At 67.2% G+C, this 21431-nt stretch carries 20 protein-coding genes and 1 riboswitch; of the genes, 11 read left to right on the forward strand and 9 right to left on the reverse strand.

Going from position 1 to position 21431, the window contains the following annotated elements; genetic code table 11:
* Positions 1 to 32 precede the first annotated feature (32 nt).
* Both ABT392_RS16045 and ABT392_RS16050 read left to right on the forward strand, forming a co-directional pair.
* The gene (locus ABT392_RS16045; protein ID WP_395385296.1) at positions 33 to 644 is read left to right on the forward strand and encodes a DUF2238 domain-containing protein; all 612 of its coding nucleotides are present in this window, start codon (positions 33 to 35) and stop codon (positions 642 to 644) included.
* Positions 641 to 1735 carry a DNA glycosylase AlkZ-like family protein gene (locus ABT392_RS16050; protein ID WP_334278355.1) on the forward strand — a complete coding sequence of 365 codons (1095 nt, stop codon included), beginning with the start codon at positions 641 to 643 and terminating at the stop codon, positions 1733 to 1735. The genes ABT392_RS16045 and ABT392_RS16050 overlap by 4 nt, the downstream gene beginning before the upstream one ends.
* On the opposite strand, the gene ABT392_RS16055 is transcribed toward ABT392_RS16050, so the two are convergent.
* A complete protein-coding gene (locus ABT392_RS16055) occupies positions 1721 to 3766 on the reverse strand; it encodes a hypothetical protein (protein WP_395385295.1) in 2046 nt (681 codons plus the stop codon). The two genes, ABT392_RS16050 and ABT392_RS16055, sit on opposite strands and share 15 nt — an antisense overlap.
* Positions 3767 to 3937: 171 nt before the next feature.
* Positions 3938 to 4043, forward strand: a riboswitch (S-adenosyl-L-homocysteine riboswitch).
* 95 nt (positions 4044 to 4138) lie between these two features.
* Between ABT392_RS16055 and ahcY the strand changes: the two genes are divergently transcribed.
* The 4 genes from ahcY (at position 4139) to ABT392_RS16075 (ending at position 7936) form a co-directional block, all read left to right on the forward strand.
* Positions 4139 to 5566: an adenosylhomocysteinase gene (ahcY, locus tag ABT392_RS16060; protein ID WP_334278357.1), complete on the forward strand. Its 1428-nt coding sequence runs from the start codon at positions 4139 to 4141 to the stop codon at positions 5564 to 5566.
* A 19-nt stretch (positions 5567 to 5585) separates the two neighbouring features.
* Positions 5586 to 6356 (forward strand): TlyA family RNA methyltransferase, encoded by a 771-nt coding sequence (locus ABT392_RS16065; protein ID WP_395385294.1) that lies wholly within the window; start codon positions 5586 to 5588, stop codon positions 6354 to 6356.
* A gap of 5 nt (positions 6357 to 6361) precedes the next feature.
* Positions 6362 to 7204: a methylenetetrahydrofolate reductase [NAD(P)H] gene (gene metF, locus ABT392_RS16070; protein WP_334278359.1), complete on the forward strand. Its 843-nt coding sequence runs from the start codon at positions 6362 to 6364 to the stop codon at positions 7202 to 7204.
* 129 nt (positions 7205 to 7333) lie between these two features.
* Positions 7334 to 7936 carry an OmpW/AlkL family protein gene (locus ABT392_RS16075; protein WP_334278360.1) on the forward strand — a complete coding sequence of 201 codons (603 nt, stop codon included), beginning with the start codon at positions 7334 to 7336 and terminating at the stop codon, positions 7934 to 7936.
* A 9-nt stretch (positions 7937 to 7945) separates the two neighbouring features.
* Here the strand turns inward: ABT392_RS16075 and ABT392_RS16080 are convergent, their stop codons facing one another.
* The 3 genes from ABT392_RS16080 to ABT392_RS16090 are packed head-to-tail and all read right to left on the reverse strand — an operon-like array spanning position 7946 to position 11123.
* On the reverse strand, positions 7946 to 9211 hold the full coding sequence (locus tag ABT392_RS16080) for a hypothetical protein (RefSeq protein ID WP_395385293.1): 1266 nt from the start codon (positions 9209 to 9211) through the stop codon (positions 7946 to 7948).
* Positions 9208 to 10521 (reverse strand): Xaa-Pro dipeptidase, encoded by a 1314-nt coding sequence (gene pepQ / locus ABT392_RS16085; protein ID WP_395385292.1) that lies wholly within the window; start codon positions 10519 to 10521, stop codon positions 9208 to 9210. The genes ABT392_RS16080 and pepQ overlap by 4 nt, the downstream gene beginning before the upstream one ends.
* A 32-nt stretch (positions 10522 to 10553) precedes the next feature.
* Positions 10554 to 11123 carry a 5-formyltetrahydrofolate cyclo-ligase gene (locus ABT392_RS16090; protein ID WP_334278365.1) on the reverse strand — a complete coding sequence of 190 codons (570 nt, stop codon included), beginning with the start codon at positions 11121 to 11123 and terminating at the stop codon, positions 10554 to 10556.
* A 57-nt stretch (positions 11124 to 11180) separates the two neighbouring features.
* Between ABT392_RS16090 and ABT392_RS16095 the strand changes: the two genes are divergently transcribed.
* Together ABT392_RS16095 and ABT392_RS16100 are read left to right on the forward strand one after the other, a co-directional pair.
* The gene (locus tag ABT392_RS16095) at positions 11181 to 11549 is read left to right on the forward strand and encodes a TfoX/Sxy family protein (RefSeq protein WP_334278366.1); all 369 of its coding nucleotides are present in this window, start codon (positions 11181 to 11183) and stop codon (positions 11547 to 11549) included.
* Positions 11546 to 12499, forward strand: coding sequence for a LysR substrate-binding domain-containing protein (locus ABT392_RS16100; protein ID WP_334278367.1), 954 nt, complete (start codon positions 11546 to 11548; stop codon positions 12497 to 12499). The genes ABT392_RS16095 and ABT392_RS16100 overlap by 4 nt, the downstream gene beginning before the upstream one ends.
* Here the strand turns inward: ABT392_RS16100 and ABT392_RS16105 are convergent.
* Complete coding sequence (locus ABT392_RS16105) at positions 12489 to 13064, reverse strand: 5-formyltetrahydrofolate cyclo-ligase (protein ID WP_334278368.1); 576 nt, start codon at positions 13062 to 13064, stop codon at positions 12489 to 12491. The genes ABT392_RS16100 and ABT392_RS16105 overlap by 11 nt on opposite strands.
* 22 nt (positions 13065 to 13086) lie before the next feature.
* Here ABT392_RS16105 and ABT392_RS16110 point away from each other — a divergent pair, with 22 nt between their 5' ends.
* The 3 genes from ABT392_RS16110 to ABT392_RS16120 all read left to right on the forward strand — a co-directional run bounded on the left by ABT392_RS16110 (position 13087) and on the right by ABT392_RS16120 (position 17119).
* The gene (locus ABT392_RS16110) at positions 13087 to 15105 is read left to right on the forward strand and encodes a lytic transglycosylase domain-containing protein (RefSeq protein WP_395385291.1); all 2019 of its coding nucleotides are present in this window, start codon (positions 13087 to 13089) and stop codon (positions 15103 to 15105) included.
* 104 nt (positions 15106 to 15209) lie between these two features.
* On the forward strand, positions 15210 to 15899 hold the full coding sequence (locus ABT392_RS16115; RefSeq protein WP_395385290.1) for a glutathione S-transferase family protein: 690 nt from the start codon (positions 15210 to 15212) through the stop codon (positions 15897 to 15899).
* Positions 15899 to 17119 (forward strand): multifunctional CCA addition/repair protein, encoded by a 1221-nt coding sequence (locus ABT392_RS16120; protein WP_395385289.1) that lies wholly within the window; start codon positions 15899 to 15901, stop codon positions 17117 to 17119. The genes ABT392_RS16115 and ABT392_RS16120 overlap by 1 nt, the downstream gene beginning before the upstream one ends.
* A 28-nt stretch (positions 17120 to 17147) precedes the next feature.
* Here ABT392_RS16120 and ABT392_RS16125 read toward each other — a convergent pair whose 3' ends face one another.
* From ABT392_RS16125 to ABT392_RS16140, 4 genes are all read right to left on the reverse strand, one after another.
* On the reverse strand, positions 17148 to 17981 hold the full coding sequence (locus tag ABT392_RS16125; RefSeq protein ID WP_395385288.1) for an HDOD domain-containing protein: 834 nt from the start codon (positions 17979 to 17981) through the stop codon (positions 17148 to 17150).
* 111 nt (positions 17982 to 18092) lie between these two features.
* Positions 18093 to 18818 (reverse strand): Crp/Fnr family transcriptional regulator, encoded by a 726-nt coding sequence (locus tag ABT392_RS16130; RefSeq protein ID WP_334278373.1) that lies wholly within the window; start codon positions 18816 to 18818, stop codon positions 18093 to 18095.
* Positions 18819 to 18917: 99 nt separating this feature from the next.
* On the reverse strand, positions 18918 to 20198 hold the full coding sequence (locus ABT392_RS16135; protein WP_395385287.1) for a glycerate kinase type-2 family protein: 1281 nt from the start codon (positions 20196 to 20198) through the stop codon (positions 18918 to 18920).
* Positions 20198 to 21391 (reverse strand): urate hydroxylase PuuD, encoded by a 1194-nt coding sequence (locus tag ABT392_RS16140; protein ID WP_395385286.1) that lies wholly within the window; start codon positions 21389 to 21391, stop codon positions 20198 to 20200. Before ABT392_RS16140 ends, ABT392_RS16135 begins: the two co-directional genes overlap by 1 nt.
* Between the last annotated feature and the right edge of the window lie 40 nt (positions 21392 to 21431).

Below are 21431 nucleotides of genomic sequence, written 5' to 3' on the forward strand. Positions count from 1 at the left end.
CCCTTTCTCATTTCCTCTGCACAATCCGGCGCATGCCCAGCATCCGCCCCTTGCAGATCACCGCCGCAGCAAGCCTCGCGCTGCTGGCCTTCAGCTACTTCGGCGCCTATGACCGTGCCACCTGGTGGATGGAGGTCGCGCCGGTGATCATCGCCTGGCCCTTGCTTCTGGCCACGCACGAGCGATTCCCTGTCACCAGGCTGCTGCTGGCCCTGGTCTTCATCCATGCCGCCATCCTGATGCTGGGCGGCCATTACAGCTATGCGCGGGTGCCGCTGGGCTTCTGGATGCAGGACCTGCTGGGCCTGGCGCGCAACCCCTACGACGGCATCGGCCATCTGGCCCAGGGCTTCATCCCGGCGATAGCCGCGCGTGAGCTGCTCCTGCGCAAGACACCGCTGAAGGCCGGCGCCTGGACCTTCACGCTCGTTACCGCCGTGTGCCTGGCCATCAGCGCCATCTACGAGCTGATCGAATGGGGCGCCGCAGTGGCCATCGGTCAGGGCGCTGACGAGTTCCTCGGCACGCAGGGCGACCCCTGGGACACCCAGAAGGACATGGCCCTGGCCTGGCTGGGCGCGATGCTCGCGCAATGGCTGCTGGCACGCTGGCACGACCGCCAGCTGAAGAGGCTGCAGGCATGAAGGCACCGACGCTCGACGAGCTGCGCCGCTACGCCATAGCCCGCACACTGTTCAAGCCGACCACCCTGCCCGCAGCGATCAGGAAGCTCGGCTTCGTGCAGGCCGACCCGATGCGAGCACCGGCCCGGGCGCAAGACCTGATCCTGCGGCTGCGCGTGAACGACTACAAGGCCGGCGACCTCGAACAGCGCTACACGCGGCTGCAGATCGAGGAAGACTGCTTCGTCAACTACGGCTTCGTGCCGCGCGACTGGCTGCCCCTGATGCACCCGCGCATCGAGCGCAAGCCCTGGGATGCGGAGCGCAGCAGGCATGCGCAGCAGCTGCTGGACTTCGTGCGGCAGAACGGCCCCACACATCCGAAACAGCTGCTGGAGGCATTTGCGCACCATGGCCGCATGCCGGGCTATTGGGGCGGTGAGCTCAACGTCAGCACGCAATTGCTCGACGGCCTGCATTACCGGGGGCATCTGAGGGTGAAGCGCAGAGACAGCGGCACGCGCGTCTACGAAGCGATCACGCATTCACCCGCGGACGACAGCCCGCAAGCGCGCCAGGCCCGTGCCGAGGCCTTGATGGACAAGGTGGTCGCGCTGTATGCGCCGCTGCCAGCAGCCAGCCTGGGCTACCTGACCACGCTGCTGCGCTATGGCGCGCCGCACCTGCAGGCGCAGACGCGCGCCGTCTGTAAATCTGCAAAGGATCGCTACGCGCATGCGCAGATCGACGGCGAAACCTGGTACTGGCCGATGGATGAGAAACCGCGCTCGGCGAAGTACCGCGCGCCCGAAGGCGTGACCCTGCTCGCGCCGTTCGACCCGGTGGTCTGGGACCGCCGCCGCTTCGAGCGGCTGTGGGGCTGGGAGTACCGCTTCGAGGCCTACACGCCGGCCGAGAAGCGGACCATGGGCCACTACGCGCTGCCGCTCCTCTGGGGCGAACAGATCATCGGCTGGGCCAATCTGCGCGTCGAGCGGGGCCGCCTTGAGTCTGAGTTCGGCTTCGTCGACAAGCGCCCTGCAGGCGCGGCATTCAAGGCCGCGCTGCAGGAGGAGCTGGACGCCGTGGCCCGCTTCCTAGCGCTTGCCTAGCCAGCGCTCGACGCGCTGGTGGGCCTGCTCGCGCTCGTGTGCGCGGCGGGCCTGCCGCGCCTGGCGGCCGGCTTCTTCGTACGCTTCGCGCAGGTCAGCCATCTGCGGCTTCAACTTCACGACCGAACCCTGCAGCGGCGCGCCCAGCACCAGGTTGGCACGCCAGCTTTCGCCCTCGCGCATCTGCAGCGGCGCCGGCAGCTTGTCGAAGTCGCTGGCAGGCATCCAGGGCACGATCTTGCCGGCGGCCAGCTTCAGGCGGGCCCGCAGGCGCGGGTCGCCGATGCGGCCCCGCTGGCCCCAGCGCACATCGCTGGTGACGAGCGCGTCGTTCACCCGCGGCACGAAAGCCGTGTCGCGCAAGACGTCCAGGCGCAGGCTCATCAGCGACTCCTCCACCGTCATTGCCAGGTCCTCGAAGCGCGAGCTGTAGGCGTACATGTCGGTCGCCAGGTCGGCTGCGAACATCGCGCCGATCTGCGTGCCGGTGTAGGCCTTCTGAGCTGCCGTGGCCGTGACACCCTGGAACTTGACCTGGCCCAGCGCCTGCAGCTCGCTGCTGGTCAGCGGGTAGGCCTGCTTCATCAGGTCAGACACCAGCAGCTGCTGGTTGTAGCGCTCGCCAATGAAGGCGTTCAGCGTGGTGCCGGACAAGAGCTTCAGGCTGGCGTAGGTCTCGGCCGGCAGGAAGTCATTGGCATGCGAGAGCTCGTGATACAGAAGCGGGCCGAGATCGGTCAGCACATCGTCCAGGCTGCGCGTGGTGCGCTTGGCTGGGTCGTAGTAGATGCCGTAGCTGTCGTTGGCCTTGGCATAGCGCCAGACATCCTGGAAGGACAGGCCATTGCTGAAAGCACCGCGATAGTCGGGTGCTTCATCGATGGTGTCGCGTTCCTCGGGCGTGATCCAGACGTTGTCGGCATCAAGGTAGATCGCGCCGGTCACCGGCTGGTAGAACGAGGGCCGCACATGCGAGCCGATGACAATGGCCGTGGTGCTCATCAGCATGCGGCGGAAGTCGCCACGCGCGTCATGCGTCTGCAGGAAGCGCTCGAAGTTGGCGCCTTGCCAGTCATGCGACACGACCACACGGTCCATCACCTGCGCGATGGTCGGCAGCGCGCCATTGCTTTCGTGCCCCAGCAGGGGCAGGCGGCCGACGGTGCAGGCGTTGCTGGCCGTCAGCGCCGGGTCATAGACGCAAGCGACCAGCTGCGAGGCGTAGGCGCCCGCCGCTCGGTAGGCATGGACGCGCGACACATGATCGCCCGCCCACACGTGGGTGTTGCTGGCGGAAGCCGGCGCCTGGTCGAGCTTCTCGACCAGGACGAACACCTCCTGGCTGTCGCTGCCGCTGGCGGTCTGGACGGTGGCGCGGAAGCGCAGCAGCGTGTCCTGCGTGACCGTGGGCGCCACGAACTGGCGGGCCAGGGTCTGGGTGTCGACCTCCTGCAGCGCGACGGTCGGGCCTTCAAGCTGCGCCCATGTGACGCTCTGGATCGTCTCGCCAGCGCCGGCCCAGGCGCGCATCGACGCATTGCCACCCATGCGCACGGCCTGGTGGTTGCGCACCAGGGCCTTGGCGGCGGTGGTCGGCGCGGTGATGTTCAGGGACAGGTCGCGCGTCTGCGTGGCGCCTGCGGGATCGGTGTAGCTGACGCGGAAGCCATAGCTGCCGGCTGCCGTCGGCTCGAAATGGATCAACTGGGTCTGGGCGCTCAGCAGCGTGACCGTCGGGCCGCTGGTCTGGGTCCATTGTAGGTTCTTGATCGGGCCGCTGCAGCCCAGGATGCCCGCGGCGGCCTGTTTGCCCACCAGCGCACCATCGGCCTGGATCGAGGCCACCGAGCTGCTGCCGGTACAGGCATTCGTGATCGGCGTGGGCGCTGGCGTGGGCGTCGAACCACCACCACCACCACCACCGCCACCGCCTCCCCCGCCACCACCGCCACATGCGGCCAAGACCATGGCAGCGCTCAGCGCCGTCCAGCGAGCCAGCGCGTGCCAGCCCTCATGCTTGATTGTCGTCATCTGCTCCCCGCTTTGCGGGCTCCCTGGTACTGTGAATGGGCCGGGCGCTGCCCCGCAAGCGGCGCGCTCGTGCTCCAAGGGCGCGAATTTTCACACGTGGACTTTCTGTTTTCGGCCCACTGAACATGCTGGTCTACCCGCATCCAGCATCGACTGGCGCTAGAATTGCGGCCGTCCGAGGAGCGTTGCAACCTTTCACCCCCACCCGGGGCACACAAGGCCAGGCTCGGATGACGAAGTTGCCCGGCAGCTTCAATTGCAACCGCGCTCACCCGCCATGTCTCGCGTGGGTGACCGTTCGTCTCAAGACCGTTTGTCTCAAGACAAGTCCCCATCAGGCATCAGCGGCTTCATGACCGAAGGAGCTATGCAATGACGACCACGACGCTGTCCGCCGACCAATACCTGATCAAGGATCTGAGCCTTGCCGCCTGGGGCCGCAAGGAACTGAAAATCGCCGAGAGCGAGATGCCCGCCCTGATGGCGATCCGCTCGGAATACGCCGCTGCGCAGCCGCTGAAGGGCGCTCGCATTACCGGCTCGCTGCACATGACGATCCAGACCGCCGTGCTGGTCGAAACCCTGCAAGCCCTGGGTGCCGAAGTGCGCTGGGCCTCCTGCAACATCTTCTCCACGCAAGATCACGCTGCCGCCGCGCTCGTCGCCGCCGGCACGCCGGTGTTCGCCTACAAGGGCGAGACGCTGGAAGACTACTGGGACTACACGCACCGCATCTTCGACTTCGGCCCCAAGGGAACTGCTGGCGAAGGCCCGAACATGATCCTGGACGACGGCGGCGATGCCACGCTGCTGATGCATCTGGGCCAGCGCGCCGAGAAGGACCTCTCCGTGCTGGCCAATCCGGGCAGCGAAGAAGAGCGCATCCTGTTCGCGGCGATCCGCGCCAAGGTCGCGCAGGACCCGACCTGGTACACCCGCAAGAGCGCCGAGATCATCGGCGTGACCGAGGAAACGACCACCGGCGTGCACCGCCTGAAGGAAATGTCGGACAAGGGCACGCTCTTGTTCCGCGCCATCAACGTCAACGACTCGGTCACCAAGAGCAAGTTCGACAACCTCTACGGCTGCCGCGAGTCGCTGGTGGACGGCATCAAGCGCGCCACCGACGTGATGATCGCGGGCAAGATCGCCGTGATCGCCGGCTATGGCGACGTGGGCAAGGGCTCGGCCCAGGCCATGCGCGCGCTGTCGGCGCAAGTGTGGGTCACCGAGATCGACCCGATCTGCGCGCTGCAGGCCGCGATGGAAGGCTACCGCGTCGTGACGATGGAATACGCCGCCGACAAGGCCGACATCTTCGTGACCACCACCGGCAACAAGGGCGTGATCCGCCATGAGCACATGGCCGCGATGAAGCACAACGCCATCGTCTGCAACATCGGCCACTTCGACAACGAGATCGACATCGCCTCGATCGAGAAGTACGAGTGGGAAGAGATCAAGCCGCAGGTCGATCACGTCATCTTCCCCGATGGCAAGCGCATCATCCTGCTGGCCAAGGGCCGCCTGGTGAACCTGGGCTGCGGCACGGGCCACCCGAGCTACGTGATGTCGTCCTCGTTCGCCAACCAGACCATCGCCCAGATCGAGCTGTTCGCACACAAGGACGCCTATGCCGTGGGCAAGGTCTATGTGCTGCCCAAGCACCTGGACGAGCATGTGGCCCGCCTGCAGCTCAAGACGCTGAACGCCCAGCTGAGCGAGCTGACCGACGAGCAGGCCGCCTACATCGGCGTTCCCAAGGTCGGCCCCTACAAGCCGGACACCTACCGCTACTGATCGAAAGAAAGAGCCAGCGATGCGCGCCGACCAAGCGCTGCTCGGCCTCGGCATCGCGCCCACCCGGTCTGCCGCCCAGCGGCTGATCGCGGCGGGTGCTGTCGAATGGCGCTCCGGCGCCAGCTGGGTGGCGATCAAGAAAGCCGGGGCCGAAGTGCCCGAGGGCGCGGAACTGCGCGTCAACGACGACGCGGAGCTGCGCTATGTCTCGCGCGGCGGCCTGAAGCTGGAAGGCGCGCTGGCAGCGGCGGGGCTGTCGGTGCAGGGGCTCACCGTGATGGACGTGGGCCAGAGCACCGGCGGCTTCACCGATTGCCTCTTGAAGCACGGCGCGGCGCGCGTGGTCGGCATCGACGTCGGTCACAGCCAGGTGCATGAGTCGCTGCTGGCGGATGAACGGGTCGTCGCGCTGGAAAACCTGCACGTGCGCGAGCTGGTCGGCTCAAGCTTCGCCGAGCATGCGCCCAAGGGCGGCTTCGAGCTGATCGTCGGCGACCTGAGTTTCATCTCGATGCTGGGCGTGCTGCCGCACCTGAAGCCCTGGCTGGCGCCCAAGGGCCAGGTCTTGCTGCTGATCAAGCCGCAGTTCGAGCTCGGAAAAAAGGCCCTCAACAAGGGCGGCCTGGTCAAGAGCCCGGCGCAATACCCGCTGCTGCAAGCGCAGGCCCGCGAGGCCGCGGCGGCGCAAGGCTGGCAGGTGCTGGGCTGGTTCGACAGCGCCATCACCGGCGGTGACGGCAACAAGGAATTCTTCCTGTGGGCAGCCGCAGGAAATGAGAACAAGGATTGAAGAGCATGACGACGACGCCGGTAAGTTTCGAGTTCTTCCCACCCAACACGCCGGTGGGCGCCGAGAAACTGAAGACCGTGGTGCAGGACCTGAGTGTCTTGAACCCCCAGTACTTCAGCGTCACCTATGGCGCCGGCGGCTCCACACGCGACAAGACCCTGGCCACAGTGATGGACATTGCGGCCGCGGGCTTCGAGGCCGCGCCGCACCTGTCGTGCGTGGGTTCCACGCGCGAGAACATCGCCGAGATCCTCGCCACCTACCGCGCGCAGAACATCCGCCGCGTCGTGGCCTTGCGCGGCGACCTGCCCAGCGGCACGGCCACGGCCGGCGAATTCCGCTACGCCGCCGAGCTGGTGCGCTTCATCCGCGAAACCCAAGGCCCGGACTGGAAGATCGAGGTCGCGGCCTACCCCGAATACCACCCGCAGCAGCGCTATGCGGCCAAGGACCTGCAGCACTTTGCAGACAAGATGGGCGCCGGCGCCAGCGCCGCCATCACGCAGTTCTTCTTCAACCCGGACGCCTACTTCAACTTCGTCGATGAAGTGCGCAGGCTCGGCGTTGACCAGCCCATCGTGCCGGGCATCATGCCCTTCCACAACTACGCGCGCATCGCCCAGTTCGCGCAGCGCGACGGCATCGACATCCCGCGCTGGGTGGCCCTGAAGATGGAAGGCTTCATGGACGACAGCGCCTCGATCCGCGCCTTCGGCCTTGACGTGATGACGCGCGTCTGCGAGCGCCTGATCGCCGGCGGCGTGCCGGGCATCCACTTCTATACGCTCAATCAGTCGGGCTTGACGCTGGAGTTGTGCAAGCGCCTCAATCTCGCGCCGAACTCTTGATCTGACACAAGTGGGGCCCGACCCCGGCTTCGGGTTTCCGGCCGGTTTGCGCCACCTCAAGGGTTTACCCGCCCAACCTCGATTCAATGGCTTCCATCGGGAATGTTCCCGCAGACAAGGAGCCCTTGAATGACCAAGAAGATCTTCGCCCTGGCCGTCCTGGCCGCTGCAAGCACCGTCGCCGCAGCCGCGGAAGGCCCGTTGCTGGTGCGCGTTCGTGCCGTCCACCTCGACTCGGCGAACAAGGACACGACCGGCCTCGGCTTGACGGTCAACAACAAGACGATCCCCGAGATCGACTTCAGCTATTTCGTCACGCCCAATATCGCGGCGGAACTGATCCTGACCGTGCCGCAGAAGCACACGCTGTCGGCCGGTGGCGCCGAGATCGGCTCGCTCAAGCACCTGCCGCCGACACTCTCGCTGCAGTACCACTTCGCGCCTGAAGCGACGTTCCGCCCCTATGTCGGCCTCGGCGTGAACTACACCAACTTCAGCGGCGTGCAGTTCGCTCCCGCCGTGGTCACGGCGCTGGGTCCCAATATCAAGCGCAGCAGCTGGGGCCTCTCGGCACAGATCGGCGCCGATATCGAGATCAGCAAGGGCACCTACCTGAACATCGACGTGAAGAAGGTCAAGATCGACACCGATGTCAGCTCCAAGGGCACCAAGGTCGGCACGTTCAAGGTCGACCCGATGCTCGTGGGCGTGGGTCTGGGCTGGCGCTTCTAAGCCCAGCGCCTAGCGGTAGCGCTGGGTCGGCGAGAGCTGGCGCAGCGCGTACTTGATCAGCTGGTCCTGCCCGTCGTAGAGCGTGACCAGCTCGACCACCTCGAGCCCGGGCTTGCCCAGGGCCGCCCCGGCCGCCACGTCCGAGGCCGCCTTCGCGGCGGACGCTGCGGCGGCCTTGTAGGCCGGAAGCTTCGCCAGCAGCGCCATCAGTTGCGCGGGCGAAAGCTTGCTGAGGTCCTGAGCAGGAAGCTGCGCCACCACCTCGGGCGGCAAGTCCGGTGGCAGCAGGGTTTTCACGCGCAGGTGCCGCAGCAGGCGACGCCCGCTGTCGAACTTCCTCTCGTCGGCCTTGCCCAGGCGTTCGCGCAGCTGCTCAGGCCGCGTCGTGCCGGCCTGAAGCTCACGTGCAGCCTGCGCCAGCGGATGATCCGAGGCCAGCAGGGCCGCGTCCACCGGCTGCTGGGGATCGTCAGCAAACTCCATCACCACCCGGGTCTCGTCCGACCAGCGCTTGTCGCCCATGGGCAGGCGGAACATGCGCTCGCGCAGCAGAAAGCCCCAGTCGTACTGCGCGCCCGAGCCCTCGGTCAGGCCCTGCAGCATGGCATTGCTCAGGGCCATCCGGCGCTCGCCATCGACCAGGGTGACGGCAAAGAGGGCACGATCGGCAAAGCTGCTGCCGCTGGACCAGGTGTTGTCGCAGCTGTCAGGCTGCGACGTCAGGGCCCGCACCATGCGGCCCAGGAAGCCGACCTTGTCGCCGCGCGCCACGCCGCTCTCGAAACCCACCTTGCACTGCAGGCGCAGGTCACCCAGCCGCCGCTCATTGGGCGGCAGGCCCGGCGTGCGGATGTCGGCCCGCCAGGTCACGCGACCGTCCAGCAGCTTGCTCTTCAGCTCGGTGGCATCGGGATAGCGGTTCCAGGCCGGGTCGATCGTGAAGTTGTCTTCGGCATCCAGCGGCACCGGCACACGGCCCTGGCGCGTGACCAGGGCGAGGTTGATTCTCTGCTGATGCTCGGCCTGGGTGCGCGCATAGACCTTGAACTTCAGCTCGGCCAGCGGTGCCAGCGCATGCAGCTTTTCGAACAGCTCGCGCGCTTCGTAAAGCGTGGCCAGGGTCTTGAGCTCGCGCTGGGCGGTCGATTCGCCCTGAACCTCGACCTTGGCGAGCTGGGCATCTGGCTTGGGCTCGATGGAAGGCTCCGTCTGCGCAAGGCCTGGCAGCGGCAACGCAAGGCAGAGCAGCAGCAGGATCGGCTGACAAGTGTTCATCGCAGCGCCGCGAACGCATCCCGGGTCATGTTCTCCGGCGCGCCTTCGGCACGGCAGGCGACGTCGTCCTCGATGCGCACACCGCCATGGGGAAGCAAGCGGTCCACCTTGGCCCAGTCCACCGCCGCTGCATTCTTCGAAGCGCGCAACTGCTTCAACAGCGTCGGGATGAAATACAGGCCCGGCTCGATGGTCACCACCATGCCGGCCTCGAGCTTGCGCGTCAGGCGCAGGTAGCGATGACCTTCAGGCTTGGGCGAGACAGCGCCGGTGTCATCGGCCATGAAGCCGCCGATGTCGTGCACCTGCAGGCCGAGCAAATGGCCGATGCCATGCGGCATGAAGATGCTGGAGACGCCTTCGGCCACGATGGCCTCGGCGCTCATCTTCACGACGCCTTGCTCCGACAGGATCGCAGCCAGCCGGCGATGCGTGCTCAGGTGGATGTCGCGGTAATCGGTGCCGGCGCGGACCTCGTCCACGAGAGCCAGCTGAGACGATTCCATCGCCGCCAGCAGGGCCTCGAATTCCTCATGGCCGCCGCGGCTCCAGGTGCGCGTGATGTCGCTGGCATAGCCGTTGACCTGCGCACCGGCATCGATCAGGAAGCTGCGCGACTGGCTTGGCGCAATGGCGTCTTGATACTGGTAATGCAAGACCGCGCAATGCTCGTTCAGGCCGACGATATTGGTGTACGGCAGATCGCGGTCGGTGTGGCCGGTGGCAGCCAGATAGGCGCGATGGATCTCAAGCTCGGAGGCGCCGGCCATGAAGGCATCACGAGCGGCCAGGTGTCCCTTGGCCGCGCAACGCGAGGCGGCGCGCATCTGTTCCAGCTCGTACTCGCTCTTGAAGGCGCGCGGGTACTGCAGGAGGTGCAGCAGTTGTTCGGGGTTGTTGGGCGTGACACCCGCCAGCGCCGCATCGGCCTCGCCAATGATGGCCAGCCTGCCATGGCCTTGCAGATGCGCGGCGGCCTCGGCTGCGTCGCTGATGATGGCGATCTCGAAATGCCCGACCCAGTAGCCGCTCGGCGGGCTTGGGGGCACATGCCAGTAGTCGTCCGGCTGGTAGTACACCAGCAGAGGCTTGCGGCCCGGGCGGATCAGCAGCCAGCTGTTCGGATGCTGCGTCAGCGGCAGCCAATGCTTGAAATGCGGATTGGGCTGGAACAAATAGGGACGGTCATCCAGGAAGGCGAACTTCTCGATGCCGGAGGCGATGGCCAGCGCGTCAAAGCCGCTGCGGCTCAGGGCGTTCTCGGTGCGCTGCTGCAGCTGGGCAATGTGTTGGGCGTAGAGCGTATTCATGCCGGCATTGTGGCGCAGACACCGGGCCCGGCTCAGCCGTTCACATCCCAGACCACGCCCTCCTCGGTCAGCATCGCGTCCAGCGGCACATCGTGCGGCTCGGCTTTGAGCAGCGGCTGGAAACCATGCGCATAGCCGATGCCGGCCGTGGCCGGGCGCGGCTGCAGCGCGGCCAGCGTGCGGTCCATGAAGCCGCCGCCATAGCCCAAGCGCAGGCCGCAGGGCCCGTAGCCCAGGCAGGGCACGATCACCAGCTGAGGCTCGAAGACCTCGGTGTCCTTGGGCTTCGGGATGTCGTAGGCGTCTTCTTCCATCGGGCAGCCCGGGTACCAGACATGGAATCGCAGGGTGCCATGCTCGCGGTCCACCACCGGCAGGCCGATGCGGCGCTCGGGGTGGGCCTCGCTCCAGCGATAGAGCGCCGGCAGCGGGTCGAACTCGCCCTTGATCGGCCAGTAGGCGCCGATGGTCATCTCGCGCCTGCGCACCAGCCAGACGCGCAGCACGCTTTGCAGCTCCTCAGCGAGCTCAAGCCGGTGAGGCAGGTCCAGCCGATCCTGAATCAGCTTGCGGCGCAGGGCGGCACGGTCATTCAAATCCACGGCGACAACCTCCATCCATAGGCGGACCTGGGCATTGTGGCCGACTACGATAGCGCCATGGCCGCCCTGAATGAATTCGTCGCCCATTGCGTGGAACTTCTGCAGCCCCTGGGCAGCGTGCGCTGGCGGCGCATGTTCGGCGGCTACGGCATCTACCTGGACGACTTCTTCATTGCCATCGTCGCCGACGAGCAGCTCTACCTGAAGACCGACGACATCAACCGCGCGCAGTTCGTGGCGGCGGGCTGCGAGCCTTTCGTCTTTCAGCAGAAAGATGGCGCGACGATGGAGATCAAGTACTACCGGCCGCCCGAAGAGGCGCTGGAGTCACCGGCCCTGATGCAGCCCTGGGCTCGGCTGGCGCTGGATGCAGCCTTGCGTGCGGCGCAGGCCAAGACAACCCCGGCCAGGCGCAGCAAGGCATGAGCAGAACGCCGGCCCGACAGCGCCCACTGGCCATCGGTCCGCTGCGCGCGTTCGAAGCCGTGGCGCGGCTTTCCAGCTTTCGGGCCGCGGCTGATGAATTGAACCTGAGCCCCTCGGCCGTCAGCCGCCAGGTGCAGGCCCTGGAAGACGAAATCGGCACCGCCTTGCTGTTGCGTGGCAGCCGCCACGTGGAGCTGACGACCGATGGCGCTGAACTGCTCCGCGCCACCAAGGCCGCAGTGAAGAAGCTGGACGACACCGTGCGCCAGATCCGCGAGACCCAGGGTCGCCGGGTGGTCACCGTCTCGACCTTTGCCTCCTTCGCCTCGCTGTGGCTGCTGCCGCGGCTGCAAGACTTCCAGCGCCAGCATCCAGACATCGACATCCGCGTCTCGGCGCAGGATGCGATGGTCGATCTGGACGAAGGCGAGCTCGATCTCGCGCTGCGCCATCAGCGCAAGTCCGCGCCAACACCGGGTGCCGAGTGGCTGTTCGACGAGATGCTGAGCCCCGTGGCCAGCCCTGCCCTGCTCGCCCAGGGTCCGGCCCTGCGACGCGTGGCCGATCTCGCGCGGCACACGCTGGTAGAAGACGACGACGAGCGCCGCTACGACGGCTCCTTGAGCTGGCGCTCATGGCTCGCGGCGCAGGGGCAGCCGCACCTGCAGCCGCGCCGATGGCTGTATCTGAGCTATGCGCACCAGCAGGTGCAGACCGCGCTCGCCGGCCAGGCTCTGGCCTTGGGGCGATTGGCGATGTGCCAGCAGGCGCTGCTGCGCGGCGAACTGGTCGAGCCCTTCGGTGCCAGCGCGCGGGCCGAAAGCCCCTATGCCTACTGGCTCCTGCTGTCAGCCCAGGGCCGCGAACGGCCGGAGGTCTTGCAGTTTGCAGCCTGGATCCGCGAGCAGGCACAGGTCTGCCGAGGCGACATGGACAGCCTCAGGGGCTGATCACTTCGGTCTCGGTCAAGACCAGGGTCAGGGCCTGGTCATGCGGCTCGATCGCAAAATGCGTGCGCCCCAGGTTCCAGGCCAGGCCGACGCTGATCACGCCTGGATGCTCGGCCAGCCAGCGGTCGTAATAGCCGCCGCCATAGCCCAGCCGGTAGCCCTCGGCCGTGAAGCCCACGCAGGGCACCAGCACCACATCGGGCTGCACCAGCGCACCGGCGCTGCTGCCGATGCCGCATTCGTCGTTCACCGTGGGCACCTGGCCATCCCAGCGACGGTATTCCATGCGGCGGGGGCTCTTGTAGGCGAAGGGCAGGGCCAGGGGGCAATCCAGCAGTTCTGAATGAGGAAGCAGCGCGTCGGCTGCGTTAAATTCACCTTCAAGAGGCCAATAAAGCCCCAGGCATTGCGGTTCCAATTGCTCCAGCACCGCGTGCAGGGAGCGGCTCAGCGCCAGCGCCGCAGCATGAGCGGCCGGCGTGGCCAGCCATTCTTTGCGGCGCGCCAGCAACTCTTGCCGCAATTCGGCCCGCGAATGCGCTGCGGAAGGCTTGGGCTGTGGCACTGTGGCATCCATATTGAGCAAGATGAAAGCGTTGTTGTTGATGATCTCGAAGAGCCGCAGCCGGGCCCTGGCCTGGGCAGTATATGGAGCAGCCCTGCTGGCTGCGCCTGCCCTGGCTGCGCCCAATCCGGAACCGCTGAACCAGGCCAGGCAGGCGCTGGACAAGCGCGACCGCAAGCAGCTGAGCCAGTTGAGCGTCGAAGCCGAGCGCAGCCAGTACCTGCTGGCACCCTGGATCGCCTATTGGGACCTGGGCCTGCGCCTGGCCGAAGTCAGCCAAGCGGAGGTCGAAGCCTTTTACACGCGCTGGCGCGGCAGCTATGTGGAAGACCGGCTGCGCAACGACTGGCTTCTGGAGCTCGGCCGGCGCCGCGACTGGAAGAATTTTGTCCAGGACTTTCCGCGCTTCAGGATGAATGACGACCGCGAGGTCACCTGCTATGGGGTCCTGACCGAGTACCAGGCGGGCCGCGACGTGAAGGCCACGGCCCGTGCCACCTGGCTGGCCCAGAAGGACGGCGACGACGGCTGCAATCTGCTGGCCACCACGCTGTTTGAGGCCAGGAAGCTGAGCCAGGCCGACGTCTGGCTCAAGCTGCGGCTCTCCATCGAGGCCAACAAGCCGCGCGCCGTGAAGCAGGCCGGCACGCTCTTGGGCAAGCCGACGCTGGCCGCGCTGGCAAGCTTGCAGGACAGCGCCGGCAAGTTCCTGAGTCGGCGCGTCGCCAGTGCCGTGCGCGGCCAGCAGGAGCTGGACACGCTGGCGCTGATCCGCGTCGCCGGCAGCGACCCGGGCCAGGCCGCCGAGCTGATGACCAGCAAATGGGAAAGGCGCCTGCCCAACGAGCTGGCCGCCTGGGTCTGGGGCCAGATCGGCCGCCAATCGGCCCTGCGCCTGCAGCCTGAGGCCATGCGCTACTACCAGCGCGCGCTCACGCTCCAAGGCGATAGCAGCATCGAATGGAGCGAAGACACCCTCGCCTGGGCCGCCCGTGCAGCGCTGCGCGTGGCGCATACCGGCCGCGATGCCGAGCTGCTGCAGGCGATCGACCGCCTCGGCCCGAACGAGCAGCGCAGCGACGCCTGGCAGTACTGGCGCGCCCATGCGCAGCTCAACAGCGCCCCGGTAGGCGCACCGGGCGATGCGCAGCGCGCGCAGGCACGGGCCGTCCTGCAGTCGCTGGCGTCGCCCCTGAATTTCTACGGCAAGCTGGCCGCCGATGAACTCGGCCTGATCCTGCGCCTGCCACCAGCGCCGATGCCGCTCACCGCCAGCGAGAAGGAACAAGCCGCCGCCCACCCGGGCCTGCGCCGCGCCTTGGCCCTGCTCGAGCTGGGCCTGCGCAGCGAGGGCGTGCGGGAATGGAACTACAGCCTGCGCGGCATGGGCGACCGGGAGCTGCTCGCCGCTGCCCAGCTCGCTTGCGACCAGCAGGTCTGGGACCGCTGCATCAACGCCAGCGAACGCACCAAGGTCGAGGTCGACATGGCGCAGCGCTTCCCCACGCCCCTGCGCCAGCAGGTGCTGGCCACGGCCGGCGAAGTGGGCGTGGATGCGGCGGCCGTCTACGGCCTGATCCGCCAGGAATCGCGCTTCGTGCACGACGCCCGCTCCAGCGTTGGCGCCTCAGGCCTGATGCAGGTGATGCCGGCGACCGCCAAATGGCTGGCCAGGAAGAACGGCCTCGAGTTCAAGGCCGGCGACCTGAACGACCGCGACCGCAACCTGCTGCTGGGCACGCACTACCTGAAGATGGTGCTCGACAACTTCGACGGCTCCCTGCCCCTTGCTGCCGCGGCCTACAACGCCGGCCCTTCGCGCTCGCGCCGCTGGCGTGACGGCCCGACGCTGGATGCAGCGATCTGGGCGGAGAGCATCCCCTTCAACGAGACGCGCGACTATGTGAAGAAGGTGCTGTCCAACACCACCATCTACGCGCAGATCCTGGGCCGCGACAAGCCCCTGCTCCGCGATCACCTGGGCCGCACCATAGGCCCGCGCGAAGCCAGTTCGGCGGGCTTGAGCAGCGAGCTGCGCTGAACCCGGTCAACGATGCGGCGCCGGCAACGCTGGCTTGCCGAAAGCTCAGCGTTGCCCTAGCGCGGCCGGTCTAGCATGCAGGCCAACATCAAAGGAGCTTCGCCATGCGTCTGATCATCGGCAACAAGAACTACTCGTCCTGGTCCATGAGGCCCTGGGTGCTGCTCAAGGAACTGGGCATCCCGTTCGAAGAGCACAAGGTGCTGTTCGACTTCGCACCCGGCTCGCCCTTCTATACCGCGCTGCAAGGCGTGGGCCCGGCCGGCCGGGTGCCGGTGGTCGTCGAGGCCGATGGCTTCTCGGTCTGGGATTCGCTGGCCATCATCGAGTACATCGCCGAGCAGCATCCCGACAAGGCGGTCTGGCCGCGCGATGCCCGCCAGCGTGCCAAGGCCCGCGCGCTGTGCGCCGAGATGCACGCCGGCTTCGGCAAGCTGCGCGGCCTGTGCCCGATGAATATCGAAGCCGATCTGAAGGCCCTGGGCCCGAAGTTCCTGGCCGAGGAACCCGGTCTCGTGGCCGATCTGGCCCGCATCGATGCGATCTGGAGCGAGCAGCTCGCGGCCCACGGCGGGCCCTTCCTGTTCGGCGAGTTCGGCGCGGCGGATGCCTATTTCGCGCCGGTGGTAATGCGCGTGACGCGCTACGGCCTGCCGCTGTCTGCAGCCGCGCGCGCCTATGCGCAGCGCGTGGAGCAGACCGGCGCAGTCAAGGCCTGGGTGGCGGATGCGCTGCAAGAGCATGTCTGGGTGGCCGAGGACGAGCCCTACCGGACTGCCCCGACAATGGGCTGATGCAGCTCTATCAAGTCGGTGGCGTGGTGCGGGACCGCCTGCTCGGGCGTCCCGTCTCGGATGTGGACTGGGTCGTCGTCGGCGCCCGGCCGGATGAAATGCTGGCCCAAGGCTATCTGCCTGTGGGCAAGGACTTCCCGGTCTTCCTGCACCCGGAGACGCACGAGGAATATGCGCTGGCCCGCACCGAGCGCAAGACCGGCCCCGGCTATCACGGCTTCGACTTCCATGCGGCGCCCGAGGTGACGCTGGAGCAGGACCTGGCACGCCGCGACCTGACGATCAATGCCATGGCGCAGGCCAGCGACGGCCAGCTGATCGACCCCTACGGCGGCCAGCGCGATCTTGACGCGCGCATGTTCCGTCATGTGTCTGAAGCCTTTGCCGAAGACCCGGTGCGCATCCTGCGGCTGGCGCGCTTCGGCGCCCGCTTTCCTGACTTTGCTGTCGCGCCCGAAACGCAGGCGCTGATGCAGCAGATGGTGGCCGCCGGCGAGGTGGACGCCCTGGTGGCCGAGCGCGTCTGGCAGGAGCTGGCGCGCGGGCTGATGGAGGCCAGGCCCTCGCGGATGTTCGAGCTGCTTCGCTCATGCGGCGCCCTCGCACGCCTGCTGCCCGAGCTGGATGCGCTGTTCGGCGTGCCGCAGCCGGCCGAGCACCATCCCGAGATTGACTGCGGCCTCCATGCGCTGATGGTGCTGGACCAATGCGCCAGGGTCGATGCGCCGCTGACCGTGCGCTATGCCTGCCTCTGCCACGACCTCGGCAAGGGCCTGACGCCAGAGGACCTGCTGCCGCGGCACATCGCCCATGAGGGCCGCAGCGCGCGGCTGGCCCGGCAGGTCAGCGAGCGCTGGCGCGTGCCACGCGATTGCGCCGAGCTGGCCGAGCTGGTGGCGCGCGAGCACACGCATGTGCATCAGAGCGAGGGCTTCTCGCCCTCGGCGCGGCTGCGCCTGATCGAGCGCTGCGATGGCTTGCGCCGGCCGGAGCGCTTCGAGCAGATGCTGCAGGCCTGCGAGTGCGACGCACGCGGCCGCCTGGGCCTGGAAGAGCGCGACTATCCGCAGCGCGCGCTATTGCAGCGCGACCTCGGCACGCTGCAGGGGCTGGACCTGGCGGCCGTCTCGGCCGACGCGCTCGCACGCAATCTCAAGGGCGTCGACATCGGGCGCGCCATACAGGCGGCACGGCTGGCGGCCCTGGAAGCTCTGGCCTGAGCGCTGGGCTAAGCGCTGGGCTGAGGGATCAGCCCAGCATCGAATCCACGTCGCTCGCCACGTCGCCTGCCGCTGCGATCTTGGCCTCGAGGTAATCCAGGTCCAGATGCAGATGCTCGACCAGGTCGGGCACGGCCGTCTGCAGTGCATCGGAAGGCTTGATTTTCTGCTCGGCCGCGTCGGCCAGCACCTCGGCCAGGTGCAGCACGGCCGCCATCAGCGAGAACGGGCGCAGCTCCAGCGGGTTGTTGGCCAGCCGGAAGGACTCGGTCAGCGGCGCCGGGAAATGCCAGTGGCTGGCCAGCGAGGCGGTCACGTCGGCATGGGTGCAATCGAAGCGGTGCTGCTCCAGCGAATAGCGGCTGCCCGGCTCATCGGCATGCGCCTCCACGTCGGCCACCAGCTCGGGCTCGGTCATCGCCATCAGAAGCTGGCCGGTGCGCAGCATCAGGCCGGCGAGGTAGGCGGTGTCGGCGTCCAGGCGCACGACGTTGGAGAGGATGCGGGCATAGGCCGCCGTGCTGACGCTGTGGCGCCAGAAGCGCGTCCGGTCCAGGCCCTTGACCACCGGGAAGGCGCCGGCCAGGCAGGCGCCCAGGGCCAGGTTGCGCAGCGTGTCCATGCCGAGGGCGGCCGCCGCGTCCTGCAGGCTGGCGATCTGGTGCGAGGGGCTGTAGCGGGCCGAGTTCGCCAGACGCAGCACCTTGGCGGCCAGCGTCGAATCCTTGCCCACCAGCTCGGCGATGGCCGCCAGGCTGATGTTGTCGTCGTCGAAGCTCTTCAGCAGCCGGCTGGCCACTTCAGGCATGGCTGGCAGGGCGGCGTTCTTGTGGAAGAATTTTTCTGCGGCTTGGGCACTCATGCGCGGGCTCCGGACAGGAAAGAAAATGAAAGTGATGAGCCAGTCTAGGGAGACATGGCGCCGCTGTCCAAGAGGATCTGCCCCACGGGCGAGGGACTATTGCTCAGAAGTTCAAACTGCCGCCGCCTCGCGTTGCAAGGCGGGCAGGTCCAGCAGCTGCACGCGGTAGCCCTGCACCTCGATCAGGCCCTTGCGCTTCAACTCGCGCATCATGCGCGACAGCGTTTCGGGCGCGATGGCCAGTTGCGCGGCAATGTCGCGCTTGCGCTCGTTCAGCTGCAGGAGCGTCGAGCCGTTGGCGGCACTCTGCTTGTGATGCTGCAGTAGCCAGGCGGCGAGACGCTTCTCGGCGCCCTTGTGCATCAGCTCTTGGGTGGCGGCCGTGAGGCGATGTACCTGCTGGGCCAGCGCCCGCATCAGCGAATGCTGCAGAACCGGCTCGCGATGCAGGAGCGGACGCAGCGTCGCAATCGGGAAGTAGAGCACCGTGGCTCGCTCCAGCACCCGGGCGTCCTGGGCGTAGTTGGCGCCCAGCCAGGCGCTGCTGAGGTCCAGCCATTGCGGCGCACGCACGCTGCGTTCCAGCTGGAAGGCCTCACCGGCCTGCATGCCCAGGCCGACCACGCCTTCGATCACCGCGACCAGCTCGGTGGCGGCCAGCTCACGCGACAGCACCGTTTCACCCACGTCAAGGCGACGCCGGGCACCGAGGCTCTCGAACTCCTGCAAGGCTTCGCTTGCGGCGCCCGCCTCACCGAGCAGCAAGGGGCCGACCTTCGCGTCCGACGGGCCAGGACGCGGGTGATGGGAACCGTTGACTTTGATCTGGGAGTCCATGGCGCAAAAGGGCGATCTGACGATGCATCCACTGTCGGCCATAGCGCCGCCGCGATCCTTGTTCTTTGTCAAAGCTTGTTCATCGGACCCGGAGCGGCCTCAGAGAATCAGCAGTGCGCGGAAGTCGTTGACGTTGGTGAAAGTCGGCCCGGTCACCAGCAGGTCCCCGAGGACCTCGAAGAAGTCGTAGGCGCAGTTGGCCTGCAGGAGCTCGCGCGGCTTCAGGCCGAGGGCTTGCGCGCGTGCCAGGCTGTCGGGTGACAGCAGCGCTCCGGCGTTGTCCTGCTTGCCGTCGATGCCATCGGTGTCAGCGGCCAGCGCGTGGACGCCCGCCTCGCCGGCCAGCCCCAGGGCGCAGCCGAGCAGGAACTCGCCAGCCCGGCCACCGCGGCCCTGTGGATTGCGCACAGTCACTGTCGTTTCGCCGCCGGAGAGCAGCACGCAGGGCCGGGCAAAGGGCTGGCCCAGGCGAGCCACGGAGCGGGCGAGGGCCGCATGCATCGCGCCGATATCGCGCGCCTCGCCTTCGATCTCATCGCTCAGGACATGCGCCTGCAAACCCAGCGAGCGAGCCGCTTCGGCTGCTGCGTCAAGACTCTGGCGCGGCGTGGCGAGCATGCGCAGCGCGTGGCCGGCGAAGCGAGGGTCGCCCGGCTTGGGCGTTTCGAAAGCACCGCTCTCAAGGCCGCGGCGAGCGACGTCTGGCAGTGTGATGCCGTAGCGGGCGCAGATGGCCAGGGCATCGCCGCAGCTGCTGGGGTCGGGCACCGTCGGGCCGCTGGCGATGACGGCCGCGTCGTCGCCGGGCACATCGCTGATCATCAGCGTCAGCACCTGGGCTGGCGCACAGGCAGCAGCCAGGCGCCCGCCCTTGATGCGCGAAAGATGCTTGCGCACGCAGTTCATCTGCGTGATGTCGGCACCGCTGTCGAGCAGGGCGCGGTTGAGCTGCTGCTTGTCGGCCAAGCTCAGGCCCTCGGCCGGCAGGCTCAGCAGCGCCGAGCCGCCGCCGGAAATCAGGCAGATCACCAGATCGTCCGGCGTCAGGCCTTGCGTCAGCGCCTGCATGCGCTCGGCCGCTTGAAGGCCAGCCGCATCGGGTACGGGATGCGCGGCCTCGACCAGCTCGATACGGCGCGGCAGATAGTCCGGCGGCCGGTGGCCGTAGCGGGTGATGACGAGGCCGCTCAAGGGCGCATCGGTCGGCCAGGCAGCTTCCAGCGCCTGCGCCATCGAGCCACCGGCCTTGCCGGCGCCCAGCACCAGCGTTCGGCCTTTTGGTGGCGGCGGCAGGTGGGCGGCCAGCACACGCGCAGGCAGGGCACGCGCCACGGCCACCTCGTAGAGATGGCGCAGGAGGGCGCGCGGGTCGGTCAGCATCAGCGTGCTTGTTGTTGCTGCTGCAGCGACTCGAACCAGCGGCCCAGCAATGCGCGCTCGGCCTCGGTGATGCCGGTGGCGTTGTTCAAGGGCATGGTTTTCTGCAGCACAACCTGCTGATAGATCGCGGCCGCCTGCGTCTGTATCGCCTCGGCGCTGTCCAGCCTCATGCCCTTCTGCGCCGCGATGCCGGTGTGGCAGGCGATGCAGCGGGAGTCGATCAAGGCCTTCACTTCGGCCAGTGTCGGCGCGGGTGCGGCGGCCTGCTTCTGTGGGGCCATCCAGACGATCAAGCCGGCCAGCAGCACGAGCGCGCCGGCCACCAGGCCCCAGCTGTTGACACCCTTGTGTCGCTTGACGAAGAAGGTGCGGATGAGAACGCCTGCGGCCATCAGGACGCTCAGCACGAGCCAGTTCTGCGCATGGCTGTAGAGCATGCCGTAGTGGTTGCTGAGCATGGCGATCAGCACAGGCAGGCCGAAGTAGGTGTTGTGCACGCTGCGCTGCTTGCCGCGCTGGCCGTGCACCGGGTCCACCGGCCGGCCGGCACGCATGTCGGCAATCACCTGCTTCTGACCCGGGATGATCCAGAACAGCACGTTGGCGCTCATCATCGTGGCGATCATGGCGCCGACGATCAGGAAGGCCGCGCGGCCGGCAAACAGCTGGCAGGCGGCCCAGGCGGCGATGACGACGAACACTGCAACAAGACCCAGCACGAGGCCGTCGTTGCCGATGCTCCCATCTTTGCGACGCCCAAATTGGCGGCAGATCTGGTCATAGGCGACCCAGCCTGCGGCGAGGAAGCCGAGGGCTGACGCGATGGCCGCAGGAGGCGCCCAGTCATGCACCCGCTTGTCGATCAGGAAGCTGCTGGCATTGAAGAGATAGAGCACGACGAACAGCGCGAAGCCGCTCATCCAGGTCCAGTAGCTTTCCCAGTAGAACCAGTGCAGGTGCTGCGGCAGATTGGGCGGCGCCACCATGTACTTCTGCGGGTTGTAGAAACCGCCGCCATGGACGGCCCACAGCTCGCCGTCCACGCCCTTGCCCTTGAGCTCCGGCGATTCTGGCTTGACGAGGTGGTTGTCGAGCCAGACGAAGTAGAACGAAGCGCCTATCCAGGCGATCACGGTGATCAGGTGGAGCCAGCGCAGCAGCAGATTGGCCCAGTCGAACAGATAGCTTTCCATGCGGAAAAGAGATGTGCTGGAGCCGGCTCACCACAGGCGG

The sequence above is a fragment of the Paucibacter sp. JuS9 genome (assembly GCF_044043925.2).
In the GTDB taxonomy this organism is placed as follows: Bacteria; Pseudomonadota; Gammaproteobacteria; order Burkholderiales; family Burkholderiaceae_C; genus JAUASW01.

Coding starts and splice junctions, on each gene's coding strand:
- ABT392_RS16045 (WP_395385296.1), top strand. CDS start 33: ATGCCCAGCATCCGCCCCTTGCAGATCACCGCCGCAGCAAGCCTCGCG.
- ABT392_RS16050 (WP_334278355.1), top strand. CDS start 641: ATGAAGGCACCGACGCTCGACGAGCTGCGCCGCTACGCCATAGCCCGC.
- ABT392_RS16055 (WP_395385295.1), bottom strand. CDS start 3,766: ATGACGACAATCAAGCATGAGGGCTGGCACGCGCTGGCTCGCTGGACG.
- ahcY (WP_334278357.1), top strand. CDS start 4,139: ATGACGACCACGACGCTGTCCGCCGACCAATACCTGATCAAGGATCTG.
- ABT392_RS16065 (WP_395385294.1), top strand. CDS start 5,586: ATGCGCGCCGACCAAGCGCTGCTCGGCCTCGGCATCGCGCCCACCCGG.
- metF (WP_334278359.1), top strand. CDS start 6,362: ATGACGACGACGCCGGTAAGTTTCGAGTTCTTCCCACCCAACACGCCG.
- ABT392_RS16075 (WP_334278360.1), top strand. CDS start 7,334: ATGACCAAGAAGATCTTCGCCCTGGCCGTCCTGGCCGCTGCAAGCACC.
- ABT392_RS16080 (WP_395385293.1), bottom strand. CDS start 9,211: ATGAACACTTGTCAGCCGATCCTGCTGCTGCTCTGCCTTGCGTTGCCG.
- pepQ (WP_395385292.1), bottom strand. CDS start 10,521: ATGAATACGCTCTACGCCCAACACATTGCCCAGCTGCAGCAGCGCACC.
- ABT392_RS16095 (WP_334278366.1), top strand. CDS start 11,181: ATGGCCGCCCTGAATGAATTCGTCGCCCATTGCGTGGAACTTCTGCAG.
- ABT392_RS16100 (WP_334278367.1), top strand. CDS start 11,546: ATGAGCAGAACGCCGGCCCGACAGCGCCCACTGGCCATCGGTCCGCTG.
- ABT392_RS16110 (WP_395385291.1), top strand. CDS start 13,087: ATGAAAGCGTTGTTGTTGATGATCTCGAAGAGCCGCAGCCGGGCCCTG.
- ABT392_RS16115 (WP_395385290.1), top strand. CDS start 15,210: ATGCGTCTGATCATCGGCAACAAGAACTACTCGTCCTGGTCCATGAGG.
- ABT392_RS16120 (WP_395385289.1), top strand. CDS start 15,899: ATGCAGCTCTATCAAGTCGGTGGCGTGGTGCGGGACCGCCTGCTCGGG.
- ABT392_RS16125 (WP_395385288.1), bottom strand. CDS start 17,981: ATGAGTGCCCAAGCCGCAGAAAAATTCTTCCACAAGAACGCCGCCCTG.
- ABT392_RS16130 (WP_334278373.1), bottom strand. CDS start 18,818: ATGGACTCCCAGATCAAAGTCAACGGTTCCCATCACCCGCGTCCTGGC.
- ABT392_RS16135 (WP_395385287.1), bottom strand. CDS start 20,198: ATGCTGACCGACCCGCGCGCCCTCCTGCGCCATCTCTACGAGGTGGCC.
- ABT392_RS16140 (WP_395385286.1), bottom strand. CDS start 21,391: ATGGAAAGCTATCTGTTCGACTGGGCCAATCTGCTGCTGCGCTGGCTC.